Genomic DNA, 19424 nt, shown 5'->3' with positions numbered 1-19424 from the left:
TGAAATGTCCTTACATGGCCAGTCGGTTGGCTTTCTTCTCGGCAATCGCCTGTAGCTTGAGCAGCACGCCGATGATCAGCATGTACAGCAGCGCGGCAGCGAGAATCGGCGGCAGCGGGTCGTAGGTGACGGCCGCGATACGGTTGGTCACTCGCGTCAGGTCGACGATGCCGATGATGGCGATCGCTGGGCTGCCCTTGATCAGGAAGGACATTTCGTTGACCAGGCCGGGCAGGCTGCTGGTGAGCATCTGCGGCAGCATGATGCGACGGAAGAACACGCCCTGGGTCATGCCGCAGGCCAGGGCTGCTTCCTTCTGATCACGGGAGAAACTGATGAATGCCGAACGCCAGATTTCCGCGTTGAAGGCGGTGGTGTTGAGCGTCAGGGCGAGGATGGCGGCGGTGTTGCGGTCGAGGTTGATGCCGAACATCGGCGCCGAGAGAAAGATGAACAGCACCAGGGTCACCAGCGGCGTGGCGCGTGCCAGGCTGGTGTAGAGAATCAGGAACTGTTCCAGAAAGGGGATGCGCGCCATGCGCAACAGGGTGATGCCGAGCCCGCAGAACACACCGATGGCAATGGCGATGCCGGATATCCACAGGGTCGTCCAGGCGCCCTCCAGCAGCAGTAGCCAGGCTTGTCCGTTCATGGCAGCTCCTTAGGGACGAAATGAGTGAGGCGAGCGAGTCAGGCGCGGCTGGTAAATCCCCGCACCTGTTCGCTGTCTGCCGTGATGCGTCGGGTTACTTCATGCCTGCCAGGGTATGGAACTGATCGACTTCGGTGATGGGCTCCTTGGGCATCGTCGGGAAGGCCTCGCCGAACCATTTGGTCTGCAGCTCGGCCAGGCGGCCGTTGTCGCGGATCTGATCCATGAAGCCGGTGATCAGCTTCAGCAGCACAGGGCTCTTCTTCGGCACCGGCCAGGCGGCGAAGCCGTCACCGGATACGGCGATGCCCTTGGCGAAGGTATCGCCGCGGGTCTTGACCAGGTCGTTGACCGAGATCAGCGCGTTGATCACGTAGTCCAGGCGGCCGTTGGCGAGATCGGCATAGGCTTCCGGGTAGGACTGATACTCGACCACGTCGCCGATTTCGCAGCCGGCATCGGCCATCATCTTCTTCAGTTCCGGCAGACGGGCGAGCAGTGCGCTGCCGGCCTGCAGGCCAGCGGTCTTGCCACACAGGCTGGCGATGTCGCTGAGGCTGTCATCGCCGGCACGCTTGACGTAGAAGTGCTGGGCCGAGGCGAAAGGCGGGGCGAAGTTGAACACGCGCAGGCGGTCGTCGGTGACCAGTGCGCCGGTGAAGGCCATGTCGTACTGCCCGGAAGACACCGAGGCGAGTAGGCCCGTCCACGGCAGGATTTCCTGCTTCACGTCGAAGCCTTTTTCCTTGGCGTAGGCTTTGAGGTCTTCGAGCAGCTCCTTGTGGAAACCCTCGGGCTTGCCGTCGACGATGTAGTTGAACGGCGCGTAGTCGTCCTCGGTGGCGACGCTCAGATAACCGCGTTTTTCGACGTCGGCCAGATCGGCGTGAGCGCTGGTGGCACCGGCCAGCAGACAGCCGGCCAAACCTGCGAGTGCCAGTTTGCGCAACTGGGCGAATCCGTTCATGGGCGTTGCGGTAGCGATGCCTGCATGGGTCATGGTCAGAGCTCCAGGGGTCGACAGATCGATTGGCTTGCGATGGGCGTGCCAGGTGGCTGTTTTTCACCATAGAGAGCGCAAAGCGTCGGGCAATAGGTGCAGTTCGGCGCATTCGCCTGGCCAGCCTGGAGCGCGGGCCATGGCTCACTAATTGCTTTGTGGTGGGTACAGCACGTGGAGCGGCAGTGACCATGATCGACCACTTCTACCACCTGAATTTCGACCAGCAGCGTGGGCTGCAGGAGCAACTGCGCGAGTCGCTGGTGTCCGCCATTCTTGCCGGCGGTTTTCCCCAGGACGAGCCCTTGCCGTCCTGCCGGCGCCTGTCCCAGCAGCTGTCGGTGTCCCGCAATACCGTGGCGCTGGTCTACGAGAGCCTGCTCGACAATGGCTACCTGGTCAGCCGTCCGCGCAGCGGCTATTACCTGCACCCGGATTACTGCGGTAGCCAACGTGAAGGCGCCCTGGCGCGCCTGGCGCCGGCCCATAGCGACGCCAATCCTCAGGCCGTTGGTGCACCAGGATGGAGCGGCAGGTTCAAGATCCAGCCGAGTATGAGGCACGGCGTGCTGCGCCCCAGTAACTGGCAGCGTTTCACTTATCCCTTCATCTACGGCCAGCCGATTGCCGACCTGTTTCCCCTGGAGCGCTGGCGCGAGGTGTCACGCAACAGCATGCGCAACGAACGCAACCCGGAGTGGCTGCGCGACAGCCATGACCAGGACGACGCCATGCTGATCGAGCAGTTGCGTACCCGGGTGTTGCCCAAGCGCGGCATCTGGGCCGGCGCCGATGAAATCCTCATCACCCTCGGGTCGCAAAATGCCCTGTATCTGCTGGCCACCCTGCTGATGAGCAAGGGCACCCGTGTGGCGCTGGAGAACCCAGGGTTCGGTGATGCCTGGAACGTGTTCGACCTGCAGGGCGCGGATATCCATCTGCAGGATGTCGACGAGCAGGGCATGCGCGTCGACGAGCGCCTCAACAGCTGTGAATACCTCTATGTCACGCCCGGGCATCAGGTGCCCACCGGGGTGAGCATGAGTGCAGCGCGGCGCAGCCAATTGCTGCAACAGATCCGTCAGCACGACCAGATCCTCATCGAGGACGACTACGACGCCGAACTGAATCTCGACAGCCATCCCCAGCCAGCCCTAAAGGCCAGCGACAGCAGTGGTCGGGTGGTGTACATGAGCAGCCTGTCCAAAGCCTTTTCACCGGGATTGCGGCTGGGTTACCTGGTCGCCGACGCGGAACTGGTCGAGGAGCTGCGGGCCTTGCGCCGCTTGATGTACCGCCACCCGCCACTGAACAATCAGCGCATGCTCGCTCAGTTCCTCGCCCAAGGGCATTACGATGCGCACCTGCGGCGTTTTCGCGAGGAGCACGGTCGCCGTCGTGAAGCGCTGCATGGCGCGCTGGATAGCGTTCTGGAGGGTTGTCGACATGTGAGCAGTGCTGGCGCTGGCGCCTTCTGGCTCAGTGCACCAGCCGGCATCGACAGCCAGCGGCTGGCCTGGGCGGCGGCTCAACAGAGTGTGCTGATCGAGCCGGGGGCGCAGTTTTTCTTCAACGAAGATCCGCCGCAGCGCTACTTCCGCATGGGCTTTCACGCCATCGACGTGCCGCTGATCGAACCGGGTATCCGTCTTCTCAATGAGGTGCTGCAGGGGCAGTGATGCCGCTGCAATCTGTGATAACCCACGATCTGCACCGCCACGGATATCGCTCGGTGGGTTACGCGGCGCTCCATCACCGTGTCGACTGAGCGTACAGAGCCCAGCGCCGCTAACCCACCCTACAGGATGTGTTCCCGGCGCCGGTAACCTGCGCCGCCCGGCTCATCCGGTTCGCGTCTGTCACAGGTACCTGGCGCTGAACTCGCCGATCACCTCGTCGAAGATCGCCAGCGCCTGCTGCACCTGGGCCGCGTTGACCATGCACGGCGGCACCACGTGAATGCGGTTCTCCACCACGAAGGCCAGCAACCCACGCTCCAGCAGCGCGGCTTTCATCTGCGCCATGATCGGCGCGGCCAGTGGCGTTTTCTTCAGCGGGTCGGCGACGAACTCCAGCGCCTGGAACAGGCCGATGCCGCGCGCTTCCCCGATCAACGGGTATTTGCCAGCGAGCGCCTTGAGGCCCGGGTCAAGCAGTTCCTGGCCGATCTGCCGGGCATTGTCGACCATGCCTTCCTCGGCCATGGTGTCGAGGGTGGCGACGATGGCCGCCATGGCCAGCGGGTGACCGGAGTAGGTCAGGCCACCGGGGAAGAAGTGGCTGTCGAAGTACTCGGCGATGGGCTGGGCAATCATCACCCCACCGGCCGGTACATAGCCGGAATTGACGCCCTTGGCGAAGGTGATCAGATCCGGCACCACGTCGAAATTGTCCAGTGCCAGCCAACTGCCGGTGCGGCCGAAGCCGGCCATCACTTCGTCGAGAATCACCAGAATGCCGAACTCGTCGGCCAGGGCGCGTACTCCCTGCATGTAGCCTTTCGGTGGCACCAGGATGCCGGCGGTGCCGGGAATGGTTTCCAGCAGAATCGCGGCGATCGAGGCCGGCCCTTCGCATTCGATTACCCGGCGCAGGTGCTGCAGCGCGCGGGTACATTCCTCTTCCTCGCTGGTGGCATTGAATTCGCTGCGGTACAGGTACGGGTTGAAGAAATGCACATGGCCACGGGCGAATTCATTGGGCACCCGGCGCGGATCGCCGGTGGCGACGATCGCCGAGCCGGTGCTGCCGTGGTAGGAGCGGTAGGCCGAGAGAATCTTGTCGCGGCCCGTATAGGTACGCGCCATGCGCATGGCGTTTTCGTTGGCGTCGGCACCGGCATTGGTGAAGAACACCTTGCTGAAGTTGGCCGGCGCGTGGGACAGAATGCGTTTGGCCGCCTCGCCACGCATCAGGTTGGCGGTGGCCGGGGCGATGGTCACCAACTGGTCGGCCTGGGCCTTGATCGCGGCAATCACCTTGGGGTGCTGGTGGCCGATATTGGTGTTGACCAACTGGCTGCTGAAGTCCAGGTACTCGCGGCCGTCGTAGTCCCACAGCGTGCAACCAGCGCCCCCGGCGATCACCAGCGGGTTTAGCGCGCCCTGGGTCGACCAGGAATGGAAAACGTACTGGCGATCCAGTGCATGGACATAGTCGTTGCTGATCTGCGTTGGGCTGCTCATGGCGACCTCGTGACGTGAAGAGCGCCTGCTGAGTTGCTGGCGACAGGCTCACCATAGAAATAAAGACGCGGCCCGCCGTAGGGCCAGATGCCTGGAGTCGACGGGTCAGCTATCTGGCCCGTCGACTGTCTCTATCTGTCCCTGGCGCGATGGGGGCAGCTTGCTAGGGTGCAGTCATCTGCACACTTGGAGGATCAGTACCCATGGCACATGCATTCGAGGTCAACGCCACGCCACTCGATCCGCGCCTGGTCGACAGCCCGGCGATCCGTCAGGCGCGTATCGACCTGGCTGCCTGCTTTCGCATGGCCGCTCGACTCGGTATGGGCGAGGGGATCTGCAATCACTTTTCCTTTGTGGTGCCTGGCCACGACGACCTGTTTCTGGTCAATCCCTATGGGCTGGCGTTCGCCGAGGTGACCGCCTCGTCGCTGTTGATCTGCGATTTCCATGGCCGTGTGGTGGCTGGTGAGGGCACGCCGGAAGCCACCGCGTTCTTCATCCACGCGCAGTTGCATCGTCTGCATCCGCGCGCCAAGGCGGCGTTCCACACCCATATGCCCAACGCCACGGCGCTGTGCATGCTCGAAGGCGATCCGTTCATCTGGGCGGGGCAGACGGCCTTGAAGTTCTATGACCGCATGCGCGTGGACGAGCGTTACAACGGCCTGGCACTGAGTAACGCCGAGGGCGAACGCATCGCCGGTGCCGTGGGTGAGGCGGATGTCGTGATGCTCAAGAACCATGGCCCGCTGGTGCTCGGTGGCTCCATCGCCGAAGCCTGGGACGACCTCTACTACCTGGAACGTGCCGCCGAAGTACAGCTCAAGGCCATGGCCAGCGGCCGGCCCCTGAAAGCCGTGCCCCATGAGCTGGCGCGCAAGGCCTGCCGGATCATGCTCGAAGGCAATGCCGAGAGTGCACGGCTGCACCTGGAAAGCGTGAAGCGCCAGATCGCCCGGCAGGAGCCGGATTTCGCCGAGTGAATCCGCCGGTAGAAGCGGTCGGTGTATGCAGAGCTTTCTTTTTGTAGGAGGGGCTTTAGCCGCGAGCTCTATTGAAGAGCAAAGAGCTCGCGGCTAAAGCGGATCGCCGCCCGGCCCCTCCCACGAGATCGCGACCGGCAGCTTCCGCCACTACGCCGCCATGACGGCGCAGGCTAGATCGCCACCAACCCGCGCACGCCATCCTTCTCCATGGTTTCGCCACGGCCCTGCTGGACGATTTCGCCGCGGCTCATCACCAGGTACTGATCGGCCAGTTCGGCGGCGAAGTCGTAGAACTGCTCGACCAGCAGGATGGCCATGTCGCCACGGGCGGCGAGCTTCTTGATCACCACGCCAATTTCCTTGATCACCGAAGGCTGGATGCCTTCCGTGGGTTCGTCGAGGATCAGCAAACGTGGCTGGCTGGCCAGGGCGCGGCCGATGGCAAGCTGTTGCTGCTGGCCGCCGGACAGGTCGCCGCCGCGGCGGTGTTTCATTTCCAGCAGCACCGGGAACAGCTCGTAGATGAAGGCCGGAACCTCCTTTGCCTGGCTGCCGGGAAAGCGCGACAGCCCCATCAGCAGGTTTTCCTCGACCGTCAGGCGGCCGAAGATTTCGCGGCCCTGTGGCACGTAGGCGATGCCGGCGTGCACCCGCTGGTGCGGCTTGAAGCCGGTGATCGGCTTGCCTTCCCAACTGACCTGGCCCTGCTTGGCCGGCAGCAGGCCCATCAGGCATTTGAGCAGGGTGGTCTTGCCCACGCCGTTGCGGCCGAGCAGGCAGGTGACTTCCCCCACCTTGGCCTCGAACGACAGGCCACGCAGGATATGGCTGCCGCCGTAGTACTGGTGTAGTTGTTGGACTTGCAGCATGTCGATGCCCTTTTTCATTTTGTGGGAGGGGCTGGGCGGTGATCGCTTTAGCCGCAACGCTTTTGATCTTTGAGAGCTCGGGGCTAAAGCCCCTCCCACGGTTGGCGTTAGCGGCCCAGATAAACCTCGATCACCCGTTCGTTGGCCTGCACGGCGTCCAGCGAGCCTTCGGCGAGCACGCGGCCCTGGTGCAGCACGGTGACGTGGTCGGCGATGGTGCCGACGAAGCCCATGTCGTGCTCGACCACCATCAGCGAATGCTTGCGTGCCAGGGACTTGAACAGCTCGGCGGTGAATTCGGTTTCCGCGTCGGTCATGCCGGCTACTGGCTCATCGAGCAGCAGCAACTGCGGGTCCTGCACCAGCAACATGCCGATCTCGAGGAACTGCTTCTGGCCGTGAGACAGCAAGCCTGCCGGGCGCTGGCGCGAGGCGTCGAGACGGATGGTGGCGAGTACCTCGTCGATGCGGTCGCGCTGCTCGCCGTTGAGCCGGGCGCGCAGGCTGGCCCACACGGACTTGTCGGTCTTCTGCGCCAGTTCGAGGTTTTCGAACACGCTCAGCGCTTCGAATACCGTTGGCTTCTGGAACTTGCGACCGATCCCGGCCTGGGCGATCTGCACTTCGCTCATCTGGGTCAGGTCGAAGGTCTCGCCGAAGTAGGCGACGCCGCTGTTGGGCCGGGTCTTGCCGGTGATCACGTCCATCAGGGTGGTCTTGCCGGCGCCGTTGGGACCGATGATGCAGCGCAGCTCGCCGACGCCGATGTACAGCGTCAGGTCGGTCAGTGCCTTGAAGCCGTCGAAGGAAACGTTGATGTCCTCCAGCGTCAGGATGGTGCCATGGCGCGTGTTCAGGCCACTGCCCGCACTCTGACCCAGGCCGATGGCATCACGGCCGCTGCCGGCCGGGTCGATCATCATCTCGGGAATCGGTGCAGCTCTCATGACTTGTCCCCTCGCTTGATAAGACCGATTACGCCCTTGGGCAGAAACAGGGTGACCACGATGAACAGCGCGCCGAGGGCGAACAGCCAATACTCGGGGAAGGCCACGGTGAACCAGCTCTTCATGCCATTGACCAGACCGGCACCGAGCAGCGGGCCGATCAGCGTGCCGCGCCCGCCGAGCGCCACCCACACGGCGGCTTCGATGGATTGGGTCGGGGCCATTTCGCTAGGGTTGATGATGCCGACCTGAGGCACGTACAGCGCACCGGCCAGGCCGCAGAGCACGGCGCTCAGCACCCAGATGAACAGCTTGTAGCCGCGCGGATCGTAGCCGCAGAACATCAGCCGGTTCTCGGCGTCGCGCAGGGCGGTCAGCACCCGGCCGAACTTGCTGCGCGCCAGGCGCCAGCCCAGGTACAGGCTGCTGACCAGCAACACGACGGTTAGAAAGAACAGCGTGGCGCGCGTGTTCGCGGCGGTGATCTCGAAGCCGAGGATGCTGCGGAAGTTGGTGAAGCCGTTGTTGCCGCCGAAGCCGGTCTCGTTGCGGAAGAACAGCAGCATGCCGGCGAAGGTCAGTGCCTGGGTCATGATCGAGAAATACACGCCCTTGATCCGCGAACGAAAGGCGAAGAAACCGAACACCAAGGCCAGCAATCCAGGCGCCAGCACCACCAGGCACATGGCCCAGAGGAAGTTGTCGGTGCCGTACCAATACCAGGGCAGCTCGGTCCAGGCGAGGAAGCTCATGAACGCCGGCAGGCCGTCGCCAGCGGCTTCGCGCATCAGGTACATGCCCATGGCATAGCCGCCGAGGGCGAAGAACAGGCCATGACCGAGGGACAGCAGGCCGGCGTAGCCCCAGACCAGATCGAGCGCCAGGGCGACGACGCAGTAGCAGAGGATCTTGCCGACCAGGGTCAACGTGTAAGCCGACACGTGCAGCGCATGATCACCGGGCAGCAGGTGCAGCAGCGGCATGGCGAGCAGCACGACGAGCACCAGCAGGCCGATGAAGAGAGAGACCTGCGGGCCGAGTCTTGCACTGGCTCGAGCCAGCAACGTTTGGTTGGCTGCGTTCATCGGTGAACCCCCTGTAAGCCGACCTGTGGGAGCGCGCCATGCGCGCGAACGATGGTGGGGATACAGTCGCTGGCATGGCCAGCTCCCACGGTGCAGAAGGTCATGGTGCTCAATCGATCACCCTCCCTTTCAAGGCGAACAAGCCTTGCGGACGTTTCTGAATGAACAGAATGATCAGCGCGAGGATGAGGATCTTGCCGAGCACGGCGCCGATCTGTGGTTCCAGGATCTTGTTGGCGATGCCCAGGCCGAAGGCCGCCATGACGCTACCGGCCAGTTGGCCGACGCCGCCGAGTACCACCACCAGGAAGGAATCGATGATGTAGCTCTGGCCAAGATCCGGGCCGACGTTGCCGATCTGGCTGAGGGCCACGCCGCCAAGGCCGGCGATACCCGAGCCGAGCCCGAAGGCCATCATGTCGACACGGCCGGTAGGCACGCCGCAGCAGGCGGCCATGTTGCGGTTCTGGGTGACGGCGCGCACGTTGAGCCCCAGGCGGGTCTTGTTCAGCAGCAACCAGGTCAGCACCACCACGGCCAGGGCGAAGCCGATGATCACGATGCGGTTGTACGGCAGCACCAGGTTGGGCAGCACCTGGATGCCGCCGGACAGCCAGTAGGGGTTGGCCACCTCGACGTTCTGCGCACCGAACAGCACGCGCACCAGTTGGATCAGGATCAGACTGATGCCCCAGGTGGCGAGCAGGGTTTCCAGTGGCCGGCCGTAGAGGTGACGAATCACCGTGCGCTCCAGCGCCATGCCGATGACGGCGGTCACGCAGAAGGCCACCGGCAGTGCCACCAGTGGGTACAGCGCCAGGGCCTCGGGGGCGTAGCGCTGGAACAGGATCTGCACCATGTAGGTGGAATAGGCGCCGAGCATCAGCATCTCGCCGTGGGCCATGTTGATCACCCCGAGCAGGCCGAAGGTGATGGCCAGGCCAAGAGCGGCGAGCAACAGGATCGATCCCAGGCTCATGCCGCTGAACGCCTGGCCGAGCAGCTCGCCGATCAGCAGCTTGCGCTTGACCTGAGCCAGGCTGGTTTCCGCAGCGGTGCGCACTCCTGCGTCGCTTTCCACGCCGGGCTCCAGCAGATTTTCCAGGCGGGTACGCGCCAGCGGCTCGCCGGTTTCACCGAGCAGGCGCACGGCAGCGAGGCGCACCGCAGGGTTGGCGTCGACCAGTTGCAGGTTGGCAAGAGCCAGGGTCAGGGCATCGCGAACGATATCGTCGTCTTCCTTCTCCAGGGTCTGGGCGAGCAGCGGCAGTTGCGCCGGCTGGGCGCTCTTTTGTAGCTGCACTGCAGCACTCAGGCGCTGTGCCGGTTCTTCGGCAAGCAGCTGATGGCTGGCCTGGGCGTTGGCGATCAGGCCACGCAGGCGGTTGTTCAGGCGCAATTTGCGCGGGTTATCCACAGGGGAAGCTTCACCTTCGGCAGCCTGGTAGCCGTCGTCGGTTTCGATGAACGCGGTCTTTTCGCTATCCGCAGCTACACGGCCCTGTTGCAGGGCGTCGAGCAGCGGTTGGCGCGCCAGGTCGGGCATGGCGGCCCAACTTTCCAGCAACTTTGCCTGCTGTGCCGGGCTGGCGGCGACGAAGTCGTCGGCCTCGCCCGCCTGAGCGGCGAACGGCAGCAGGAGCAGCAGGCTGAGAAATAGTCGGACAAAGGCGTAAGGCATGGGGATGTCCTAGATGGCAATTTGTAGGAGCCGGGGGGCGCCCAGCTCTTGTCGGCGATTGATCGTCAGGGCACTACGCGCTTCAAGATTGATCGCCGGCAAGCCGGCTCCTACAGGAGGAGCCGGGCGAGCCCGTGGATCAGTTCGACTTCACCGGGGTGTCGCCTTTCTTGTCGTTGCCTTCGATGTACGGGCTCCAGGGCTGGGCGCGAACCGGGCCGTCGGTTTCCCAGACGACTGAGAACTGACCGTCGTCCTGGACTTCGCCGATCATCACCGGCTTGTGCAGGTGGTGATTCTTCTCGTCCATCTTCAGGGTGAAACCGCTCGGTGCGGCGAACTCCTGGCCGGCCATGGCGGCACGCACCTTGTCGACGTCGGTGGTACCGGCTTTCTCGACGGCCTGGGCCCACATGTGGATGCCCACGTAGGTGGCTTCCATCGGGTCGTTGGTGACCACGGTGTCGGCGTTCGGCAGCTTCTTGGCCTTGGCGTAGGCTTTCCAGTCGGCGACGAATTTCTCGTTGACCGGGTTCTCCACGGACTGGAAGTAGTTCCAGGCGGCCAGGTGACCGACCAGCGGCTTGGTGTCGATACCGCGCAGCTCTTCTTCGCCTACCGAGAAGGCCACCACCGGCACGTCGGTGGCTTCGATGCCCTGGTTGGCCAGTTCCTTGTAGAACGGCACGTTGGAGTCGCCGTTGACGGTGGAGACCACCGCGGTCTTGCCGCCGGCGGAGAACTTCTTGATGTTGGCGACGATGGTTTGGTAATCGCTGTGGCCGAACGGCGTGTAGACCTCTTCGATGTCCTTGTCCTGAACGCCCTTGCTGTGCAGGAAGGCGCGCAGAATCTTGTTGGTGGTGCGCGGGTAGACGTAGTCGGTGCCGAGCAGGAAGAAACGCTTGGCAGCGCCGCCGTCTTCGCTGAGCAGGTATTCCACCGCCGGGATCGCCTGCTGGTTCGGCGCGGCGCCGGTGTAGAACACGTTCGGCGACATTTCTTCGCCTTCGTACTGCACGGGGTAGAACAACAGGCCGTTGAGTTCTTCGTAGACCGGCAGTACCGATTTACGCGACACCGACGTCCAGCAGCCGAAGGTCACCGCGACCTTGTCCTGGGTCAGCAACTGACGGCCACGCTCGGCGAACAGCGGCCAGTTGGAGGCCGGGTCGACCACCACCGCTTCGAGCTGCTTGCCGAGTACACCGCCCTTGGCGTTGATCTCGTCGATGGTCATCAGCGCCATGTCTTTGAGCGATGTTTCCGAAATGGCCATGGTGCCGGACAGCGAGTGCAGGACGCCGACCTTGATGGTCTCGGCGGCGTGGATGCTCCAGCTCAGGCCCATGGCGACGATGGATGCGGAAAGGGTGAAGGCCTTGATCAGGCTGCGACGTTGCATAGGACGATCTCCATTGACTGACGAGTTTTATGTTGTTGGCAGTGGATCAAGGGACACCACATCAGCCCTGCGCCTGTACGGCCCGCTCGCGGGCGTTGTGCAGCATGTGCAGGGTGATCTTGCGCACTTCCGCCTTGCTGACCTCTATGTGGGTCTTCAGCAACAGCTGTGCTTCTTCGCAACGACGCGACAGGATCGCGCCGAGGATGCGTGCGTGCTCTTCGTAGGTGGCTTCCACCCGAGGCGTTTTGGTGAAGTCCAGACGACGGACGATACGAATCTTTTCGCTGATTTCGCGGTGCAGGCGAGCCATCTCGCGGTTGCCGGTGGCCTCCACCAACTGGCAGTGGAAGCTTTCGTCGAGCAGCGACACTTCGCGGCCTTCTGGTGGGCGTTGCTCGGGCGGTGCCGTCCAGATGAGGCGCAGTTTTTCCAATTGCTCAGGCGTTTCACTCGCCGGGCGATCGCACAGGCGCCGAACCGCCGCCAGTTCGAGCACGATGCGCACGTCGTAGAGCTCCTCGAAATGGTGGAAGTCGAACGGCTTGACCTGCCAGCCGCTACGGAAATACACCTCCAGATAACCCTCGCGCTCCAGGCGATAGAGCGCCTGGCGCACTGGTGTGCGGCTGGCGGCCATGCGCTCGGCCACTTCACCTTCGCTGAAACGGTCGCCCGGCAGCAGGCGGAACTCGGAAATGTCGTCCTTGAGCTGCCCGTAGATACGCTCGGCGAGGTTCTCCGGGCGTTCCTTGCCGCGCTTGATCGGGTCGACCAGTTGCATGTCAGGCCGCCTCGCTCGGGTCGAGGATCAGCAGCACGTCGCCCGGGGTGACCGCCTTGCCCGGCTGGCAGCGCACGGCCTTGACCGTTCCCGCTACTGGCGCGAGCACGGCCAGCTCCATCTTCATCGCCTCGACCACCAGCAACGGCGTTCCGGCTTCGACGTACTGGCCCGGCTCGACCAGCACCTTCCAGACGCTGCCGCACATGTCGGCGCTGACGGCCTGACCATCGACGGCTTCGTCCTCCTCGCTGCTGGCAACTGGCGCGGCGTGGCTGTCGGCGTCGTCGTCGTCGCGCCACAGCTGCACTTCGGCGTCGAAGGCTTGCTTTTGCAGCTGCTGGAAGCTGGCGATGCTGCTGGCGTTGTCCGCCAGGAAGCGCTGGTATTCGGCGAAATCGAAGGTGCTCTGCTCGATCTTTATTTGCGCGCGGCCTTCACGGAAGGCGTCGCGGAATTCGTCGAGCTCGGCTTCGCTGACCGGGTAGAAACGCACCTGATCGAAGAAGTGCAGCAGCCACGGCTGGCCGCCCTCGAACTGGGCGTTCTTCACGAACTTGTTCCAGATCGGCAAGGTACGGCCGACCAGCTGGTAGCCGCCGGGCGAATCCATACCGTAGATGCACATGTACATGCCGCCGATACCCACGGTGCCTTCGGCGGTGTAGGTGCGTGCCGGGTTGTACTTGGAGCTGAGCAGGCGGTGGCGCGGGTCGAGTGGCACGGCACAGGGCGCGTCGAGGTAGACGTCGCCGAGGCCGAGGATCAGGTAGCTGGCCGCGAAGAGGATGTCGCGCACTTGCTCGCGGGTGGCCAGGCCATTGGCGCGCTGGATGAAATCGACATTATTTGGCAGCCACGGCGCCTGGCTGCGCACGGTCTCGCTGTAGCGGGTGACGGCAGCGAGGGTGGCGCTGTCTTCGAAGGCCATCGGCAGGTGGACGATGCGGGTCGGCACCTTGAGATTCGCCACGTCGCCCAGCTCGCGCTCGAGGCGCAGCAGGTGATCGAGCAGCGCCTGCTGATGCAGTACGCGGCTGTCGTAACGCAGCTGCAGCGAACGCACACCCGGCGCCAGCTCTTCCAGACCGGTGAGCGGAGTCGCCTTGAGCGCCTCCATCAGCAGGTGCACGCGCAGACGCAGCGCCAGGTCGAGCACGTTGTCGCCGTATTCGAGCAGGATGTAGGCATCGCCAGCCTGGCGGTAGACCGCGCGCGGGCGGCTGCCATCGGCCGGCAGCTCAGCCAGCACGGTGGCCGACACGGTGTCGCCTGGCTGCAGGCTGGGCGCCGGCAACTCTACGGCATTGACCGCGCTTAGGCTTTGCAGGCTACCCAATTGCGCCTGTTCCAGTGCTTGAGCTTGCTCGAAGCTGATGGGATGAAAGCGCAGGGTGTCGCCTGGCTTGACCTGGCCGACCTTCCACAGCTCGGCCTTGGCGATGGTTACCGGGCAGACGAAACCGCCCAGGCTCGGGCCGTCCTTGGTAAGGATCACCGGGAAGTCGCCGGTGAAGTTGATGGCGCCGATGGCGTATTCGCAGTCATGCACGTTGGACGGATGCAGGCCGGCTTCGCCGCCGTCGGCGCGTGTCCAGCTTGGCTTCGGCCCGCTCAGGCGCACGCCCAGGCGGTTGGAGTTGTAGTGCACCTGCCAGTCGGCGGCGAAGAACTGCTCGATCGCCTCGGCAGTGAAGAAATCCGGTGCGCCGTGGGGGCCATAGAGCACACCGATGTTCCAGGTCGCGCCGTACTCGGGAACCAGGCTGGCATCCAGCGCCTGGGGCTCGCTGACCGGCGCCGGCGTGGTGCAGGCGGGCAAATCCTGGGAGATGGCCAGCATGTCGGCGGTGCGCAGGGTACGCCCGGCATGGCCGCCGAACTGGCCGAGGGCGAAGGTCGAGCGGCTGCCCAGGTACACGGGCACATCGAAGCCGCCACGCACTGCCAGATAGGTGCGGCAGCCGCTGGTTGCGCGGCCGAGTTTGAGCACCTGGCCGGCCTTGATGGCGATTGGCGCCCAGTAGGGCACGCTTTCACCGTCCAGCTCGGCAGGGCAGTCAGCACCGGCGAGGGCGACTAGCGCATCGCTGTGGAAGCGCAGGCTCGGGCCCTGCAGGGTGAATTCCAGCCCGGCGGCGCTCTCGTGGTTACCGACGATGCGGTTGGCCAGACGGAAGGCGTAATCATCCATCGGCCCGGACGGCGGCACGCCGATGTCCCAGTAGCCGAGACGACCGGGGAAATCCTGCACGCTGCTGTAAGTGCCGGGTTCCAGCACTTCGACCACCTGCGCCGCGTAGCTGAAGGTGTCGAGCAGGCGAGTCCAGATCTGCGCGTCGTGAAAGCGTGGCTCGGCAACCACCTGACGCAAGTAATCGAGGTTGCTGGCGATACCGTGCAGGCGGGTTTCGCCCAGCGCTTTGCTCAGCTTGGCGATGGCCTCTTCACGCGTGGCGGCGTGGACGATCAGCTTGGCGATCATCGGGTCGTAGAAGGCCGAGACTTCGCTGCCGGTACTGACCCAGCCGTCGACACGGACGTCGTCCGGGAAGTGCACGTCGGTCAGCACGCCCGGGCTGGGCTGGAAGTTCTTCAGCGGGTCTTCGGCGTAGATGCGCACTTCGATGGCGGCGCCCTGCGGGGCGCGGCTCAGGGCGACCCAGTCCAGCTCGTCGCCTGCGGCCACGCGCAGCATGCACTCGATGAGATCCAGGCCGGTGACCATCTCGGTCACCGGGTGCTCGACCTGCAGGCGGGTGTTCACTTCGAGAAAGTAGAAGTCGTCGCGAGCGGCGTCGTAGATGAACTCCACGGTGCCGGCACTGCGGTAGCTCACCGACTCGCCCAACTCGACAGCAGCGGCATGCAGGCGCTCGCGGGTGGCTTGTGGCAGGTTCGGTGCAGGGGTTTCCTCGACCACCTTCTGGTTGCGCCGTTGCAGCGAGCAATCGCGTTCACCCAGGGCTGCCACGCGGCCTTTGCCATCACCGAATATCTGCACTTCGACATGGCGTGCCTGGTCGACGAAGCGTTCGAGAAATACCCCCGAATCACTGAAGAACTGCTCGCCCATGCGTTTGACACCGTCATAGGCGCTGGCCAGGGCCACGGCGTCGGCGCAGCGGGTCAGGCCGATACCGCCACCGCCAGCAGTGGTCTTGAGCATCACCGGGTAGCCGATGCCCTCGGCGGCAGCCAGGGCCTCTTCAAGGCTTTGCAGCAGGCCGGTGCCGGGCGCCATCGGCACCTGCGCTTCGGCGGCCAGCTCGCGAGCCCGGTGCTTGAGGCCGAACTCGCGGATCTGCGTCGGCGTCGGGCCAACGAAGGCGATGCCCGCGTTTTCGCAGGCCTCGGCGAATTCGGCGCTCTCCGAGAGGAAGCCATAACCGGGATAGATCGCCTGGGCGCCGGTCTCCTTCGCGGCGGCGAGAATCTTGTCGATACGCAGGTAGCTGTCGGCGGCCTTGTCGCCGCCCAGGGCTACGGCCACGTCTGCATCACGTACATGCTGGGCGTTGCGGTCGGCGTCGGAGTACACCGCCACGCTCTTCACGCCGAGATGCTTGAGGGTGCGGATGGCGCGGACGGCGATCTCGCCACGGTTGGCGATCAAGACTGTTTCAAACATGGCGGTTCTCCGTGGCGAGATCGCCATGACGGGCTACGCCCGTCCTGCAATTTGACTTCGTCGCTGCGCTGCTGCGCAGCTGGTCACTACGGTTGGCGATCAGTACGGTCTGGAACATGTTCGTGTCCTCAACGTAGGGTGGAAAACCGCGAAGCGTTTTCCACCAGCTGTTCGTTGGTGGATGGCTTCGGCCATCCACCCTACGGTTTCAGTTCTTGGCTGCTTGCTGGCTGGCAATAAAGGCGCGCCAGCCACCGAAACTGGTGATGTCTCGTGCATCACTCAGCGCCCAGGGCTCGCAGATGAAACCCTTCACGCTGCGCCCGTCCGCCAGGGTCAGGTTGCCGATACCCAGCGGTGCGGGGATTTCGGCGACGAATTCGCCGAAGCGCGCCAGAGGGATGTCCCACAGCTCGACGATGATCGACGTACCATCGCTGCTACGCGCCAGGCCCGGTTTGGGCGGCACGGTGCCGGCCAGGGCGTAGAGGCGATAGTCCGGCGAGGTCAGGGTCTGCTCGACCAGCACCGCGTTGCGGGTGGTCAGCTGGAAATTCAGCGGCATGCCGGTCAGGTGCGCGCCCACCACGGCGACTCGCACGCTGCCGGCCGGCACCGCTGTGGACAGCGTTTGTGGCGGCAGCGCGCGACCGGTGGCGCCGAGCGGCAGCTCCAGGCTGGCCTGCCAGCGTTTGCCGAAGGCCGCCAGGGCCAGGTCGTGCCAGGCGGGGGCGAGCAGGGTTATGCCCGCGGGCAGGCCGTCGTCGCGCAGGCCGGCGGGTACGGCCAGGGCAGAGAGGTCGGCGAGGTTGGTGAAGTTGGTGTAGGTGCCGAACTGGCTGTTGAACAGCACCGGCTCCTGACGCATTTCGTCGAGGCTGCGAATGGTCGGCGAAGTCGGCACTACCAGCGCGTCGAAACCTGCCAGCGCGTCGTTGATCTTGCGGCTCAGCTCGGCACGCAGGTACTCGGCCTTGTAGGCGTCGCAGGCGCTGTATTGGTGGCCGCTGTCGACGATACCGCGTACCACCGGGTCGAGATGCTCCGGCGCCACGCCCTCCACGGCGACGGTGCGCTCGGCGACCCAGGGGCCGTAATACAGCTGTTCGGCGAGCTCACGGAAGGGGCTGAAGTCGATGGGTTGCAGGGTGACGCCCAGGGCGCGCAGTTTCTCCAGCGCCTGCTCGAACACGGTCTGGGTCTGGGTATCGCCAAAGAACTCCAGGCTGTCGGGCACGGCAAAGGTCGGTGCGGACTTCATGCCGACCGGTGCGCTGTTGGGGTTGCTGCGCGAGTAGCCGTCGTCGGCGTCGTAACCGCCAGCGAGGCGCGCGACGGTTTCGGCGTCGCCGACCGTGAGGGCGAACACCGAGATGCAATCCACCGTACGGCAAGCCGGTACCAGGCCGGTGTTCGGTAGCCAGCCCTTGGTCGGCTTGAGCCCGACGATATTGTTGAAGCCCGCTGGCACACGGCCCGAGCCGGCCGTATCGGTACCCAGGGAGAACGGCACCAGGCCGCGCGCGACCACGCTGGCCGAGCCGGAGCTGGAGCCACCGCTGACGTACTGCGGATTGAAGCTGTTGGCGACCGCGCCGTGGGGCGAGCGGGTGCCGACCAGACCGGTCGCGAACTGATCGAGATTGGTCTTGCCGATCAAGATGGCCCCGGCGGCGCGCAGGCGCTCGACCACCGTGGCATCAGCCTCGGCCTGGTAGGCGAATTCGGGGCAGGCAGCAGTGGTCTGCCAGCCGGCTGCGTTGATGTTGTCCTTGATGGCGAACGGCACGCCGTACAGCGGCAGCTTGTCCTGCTGGCCTTCGGCCTTGTCGAGCAGGGCCTGCAGATTACTCAACTGGGCGTCGAGCTGGGTCGTGCTGGCCAGGCAGATCCAGGCGTTGTCGTCACGGCTCAGTTGCGCGAGCAGGGTGTGCAGCAGCTCGGCTGGTTGCGCGGCATCGCGGTAAGCCTGTTGCCAGTCGGCGAGGGTAAAAGCGAAGGAGGCGTTGGACATACTCTGAGATTCCATCTTGTATCCAAGTTGGAATTGCTAGAGCAAGAGCGATGCCAGTTTTTAACTAGATGATTTTTATGAGTTTTATTTTATTAGGAGGTTTTTTAGGACTATTCCTGCACCGTAGCGGAGCCGCGCTGAAGCCTTTTGGTGCGCAGACGACCGGCGTGGTGTGAGATGGGATAAGGGCAGGCGTCAGGCGAAAGCGGTCATCTGCTGCGGGGTTCGATCTGATCGTTCCTCACGCTCCGCGTGGGAATGCCTGCAGGGACGCTCTGCGTCCGATGTCGAGGCCTGGCGAGCGCAGAGCGCCCTGGATTGGGCTCCCACGCTGGAGCGTGGGAGCCATCATCAAGGCAGAAGCGGACGTTCGCGTAACTTGTAGGAGGGGCTTTAGCCACGAGCTTTTAATCAAGGCAAACAAAGAGCTCGCGGCTAAAGCCGCTCCCACAAAAGCAGCAGCGCTCTATGTCCGCTCCCGCCACTCACCAGCCGCTCTTGCTACCTACAGCCCGCTCAACAGCGCCCGATAATCCCGCACGGCCTCGAACTCTTCGGTGTCCTTCACGCCCTTGCGGCTATCCGGCTCATAGACCGCCAGCAGGTGCTTCACGCCGAAGCGTTGGGCGCTGCGCAGGATCGGTACGTTATCGTCGATGAACAGGCTGCGCGCCGGGTCGAACGACAGGTCTTGCTGCAGCGCGAACCAGAACTGCGCGTCTTCCTTGGGGAAGCCGTAGTCGTGAGAACTGATCAGGCGGTCGAAGTAGGGCGCCAGTTCGATGCGCTCCAGCTTCAGGGACAGCGAGTCGCGGTGGGCGTTGGTGATCATCACCACCTGCTTGCCGGCCTGGCGGATGGCGGCGAGGAATGTGTCGGCGTCCGGGCGCAGGGCGATTAGGTCGGCGACCTCGCGCTTGAGGTCACGGATCGACAGGTTCAGCTCGCGGCTCCAGAAGTCCGTGCAATACCAGTTCAGTTGGCCAGCGTGCTTCGTAAACAGCGGCTGCAGTTCAGCATCGGCCAGGGCACGGCTGACGCCGTGGTGCTCGGCGTAGCGCTGTGGCAGGTGCTCGAGCCAGAAGTGGTTATCGAAGTGCAGGTCGAGCAGAGTGCCGTCCATGTCCAGCAATACGGTGTCGATTTCGGGCCAGGGCAGGTTCATGGCAAGGCGGCTCTCTG

At 64.2% G+C, this 19424-nt stretch carries 14 protein-coding genes; 2 read left to right on the top strand and 12 right to left on the bottom strand.

Going from position 1 to position 19424, the window contains the following annotated elements:
• Nucleotides 1-10 precede the first annotated feature (10 nt).
• A complete protein-coding gene (locus tag K5Q02_RS02145) occupies nt 11-652 on the bottom strand; it encodes an amino acid ABC transporter permease (RefSeq protein ID WP_225835907.1) in 642 nt (213 codons plus the stop codon).
• Nucleotides 653-746: 94 nt separating this feature from the next.
• Complete coding sequence (locus K5Q02_RS02140) at nt 747-1652, bottom strand: transporter substrate-binding domain-containing protein (protein ID WP_225835906.1); 906 nt, start codon at nt 1650-1652, stop codon at nt 747-749.
• Between the two features lie 191 nt (nt 1653-1843).
• On the opposite strand from K5Q02_RS02140, the gene pdxR reads away from it, so the two are divergent.
• The gene (pdxR, locus tag K5Q02_RS02135; RefSeq protein WP_225839933.1) at nt 1844-3331 is read left to right on the top strand and encodes a MocR-like pyridoxine biosynthesis transcription factor PdxR; all 1488 of its coding nucleotides are present in this window, start codon (nt 1844-1846) and stop codon (nt 3329-3331) included.
• 180 nt (nt 3332-3511) lie between these two features.
• On the opposite strand, the gene K5Q02_RS02130 is transcribed toward pdxR, so the two are convergent.
• Nucleotides 3512-4837, bottom strand: coding sequence for an aspartate aminotransferase family protein (locus tag K5Q02_RS02130; RefSeq protein ID WP_225835904.1), 1326 nt, complete (start codon nt 4835-4837; stop codon nt 3512-3514).
• Nucleotides 4838-5040: 203 nt separating this feature from the next.
• On the opposite strand from K5Q02_RS02130, the gene K5Q02_RS02125 reads away from it, so the two are divergent.
• Nucleotides 5041-5823 carry an aldolase gene (locus K5Q02_RS02125; RefSeq protein WP_225835902.1) on the top strand — a complete coding sequence of 261 codons (783 nt, stop codon included), beginning with the start codon at nt 5041-5043 and terminating at the stop codon, nt 5821-5823.
• 173 nt (nt 5824-5996) lie between these two features.
• Here the strand turns inward: K5Q02_RS02125 and urtE are convergent, their stop codons facing one another.
• The 9 genes from urtE to yrfG all read right to left on the bottom strand — a co-directional run bounded on the left by urtE (nt 5997) and on the right by yrfG (nt 19407).
• Nucleotides 5997-6695 (bottom strand): urea ABC transporter ATP-binding subunit UrtE, encoded by a 699-nt coding sequence (gene urtE / locus K5Q02_RS02120; protein WP_225835900.1) that lies wholly within the window; start codon nt 6693-6695, stop codon nt 5997-5999.
• A gap of 107 nt (nt 6696-6802) precedes the next feature.
• Nucleotides 6803-7642: an urea ABC transporter ATP-binding protein UrtD gene (urtD, locus tag K5Q02_RS02115; protein WP_225835898.1), complete on the bottom strand. Its 840-nt coding sequence runs from the start codon at nt 7640-7642 to the stop codon at nt 6803-6805.
• Entirely contained in the window at nt 7639-8727 is a 1089-nt protein-coding gene (urtC, locus tag K5Q02_RS02110; RefSeq protein ID WP_225835896.1) for an urea ABC transporter permease subunit UrtC, read from the bottom strand. The genes urtD and urtC overlap by 4 nt, the downstream gene beginning before the upstream one ends.
• Before the next feature lie 109 nt (nt 8728-8836).
• Nucleotides 8837-10408, bottom strand: a complete 1572-nt coding sequence (gene urtB, locus K5Q02_RS02105; protein ID WP_225835895.1) for an urea ABC transporter permease subunit UrtB — start codon at nt 10406-10408, stop codon at nt 8837-8839.
• 139 nt (nt 10409-10547) lie between these two features.
• Nucleotides 10548-11813: an urea ABC transporter substrate-binding protein gene (urtA, locus tag K5Q02_RS02100; RefSeq protein WP_225835893.1), complete on the bottom strand. Its 1266-nt coding sequence runs from the start codon at nt 11811-11813 to the stop codon at nt 10548-10550.
• Between the two features lie 61 nt (nt 11814-11874).
• The gene (locus K5Q02_RS02095) at nt 11875-12597 is read right to left on the bottom strand and encodes a GntR family transcriptional regulator (RefSeq protein WP_225835891.1); all 723 of its coding nucleotides are present in this window, start codon (nt 12595-12597) and stop codon (nt 11875-11877) included.
• Nucleotide 12598: 1 nt separating this feature from the next.
• Complete coding sequence (gene uca, locus K5Q02_RS02090) at nt 12599-16228, bottom strand: urea carboxylase (RefSeq protein ID WP_225835889.1); 3630 nt, start codon at nt 16226-16228, stop codon at nt 12599-12601.
• A 208-nt stretch (nt 16229-16436) separates the two neighbouring features.
• The gene (atzF, locus tag K5Q02_RS02085) at nt 16437-18242 is read right to left on the bottom strand and encodes an allophanate hydrolase (RefSeq protein WP_225835887.1); all 1806 of its coding nucleotides are present in this window, start codon (nt 18240-18242) and stop codon (nt 16437-16439) included.
• 505 nt (nt 18243-18747) lie between these two features.
• Complete coding sequence (gene yrfG / locus K5Q02_RS02080) at nt 18748-19407, bottom strand: GMP/IMP nucleotidase (RefSeq protein ID WP_225835884.1); 660 nt, start codon at nt 19405-19407, stop codon at nt 18748-18750.
• Nucleotides 19408-19424 lie beyond the last annotated feature (17 nt).

Origin of the sequence: Pseudomonas sp. MM211 (assembly GCF_020386635.1) — a bacterium.
In the GTDB taxonomy this organism is placed as follows: Bacteria; Pseudomonadota; Gammaproteobacteria; order Pseudomonadales; family Pseudomonadaceae; genus Aquipseudomonas.
Note: the sequence above shows the minus strand (reverse complement) of the source record. Positions and strands in the feature narration are given on the sequence as shown.

Coding starts and splice junctions, on each gene's coding strand:
- K5Q02_RS02145 (WP_225835907.1), bottom strand. CDS start 652: ATGAACGGACAAGCCTGGCTACTGCTGCTGGAGGGCGCCTGGACGACC.
- K5Q02_RS02140 (WP_225835906.1), bottom strand. CDS start 1,652: ATGACCCATGCAGGCATCGCTACCGCAACGCCCATGAACGGATTCGCC.
- pdxR (WP_225839933.1), top strand. CDS start 1,844: ATGATCGACCACTTCTACCACCTGAATTTCGACCAGCAGCGTGGGCTG.
- K5Q02_RS02130 (WP_225835904.1), bottom strand. CDS start 4,837: ATGAGCAGCCCAACGCAGATCAGCAACGACTATGTCCATGCACTGGAT.
- K5Q02_RS02125 (WP_225835902.1), top strand. CDS start 5,041: ATGGCACATGCATTCGAGGTCAACGCCACGCCACTCGATCCGCGCCTG.
- urtE (WP_225835900.1), bottom strand. CDS start 6,695: ATGCTGCAAGTCCAACAACTACACCAGTACTACGGCGGCAGCCATATC.
- urtD (WP_225835898.1), bottom strand. CDS start 7,642: ATGAGAGCTGCACCGATTCCCGAGATGATGATCGACCCGGCCGGCAGC.
- urtC (WP_225835896.1), bottom strand. CDS start 8,727: ATGAACGCAGCCAACCAAACGTTGCTGGCTCGAGCCAGTGCAAGACTC.
- urtB (WP_225835895.1), bottom strand. CDS start 10,408: ATGCCTTACGCCTTTGTCCGACTATTTCTCAGCCTGCTGCTCCTGCTG.
- urtA (WP_225835893.1), bottom strand. CDS start 11,813: ATGCAACGTCGCAGCCTGATCAAGGCCTTCACCCTTTCCGCATCCATC.
- K5Q02_RS02095 (WP_225835891.1), bottom strand. CDS start 12,597: ATGCAACTGGTCGACCCGATCAAGCGCGGCAAGGAACGCCCGGAGAAC.
- uca (WP_225835889.1), bottom strand. CDS start 16,228: ATGTTTGAAACAGTCTTGATCGCCAACCGTGGCGAGATCGCCGTCCGC.
- atzF (WP_225835887.1), bottom strand. CDS start 18,242: ATGTCCAACGCCTCCTTCGCTTTTACCCTCGCCGACTGGCAACAGGCT.
- yrfG (WP_225835884.1), bottom strand. CDS start 19,407: ATGAACCTGCCCTGGCCCGAAATCGACACCGTATTGCTGGACATGGAC.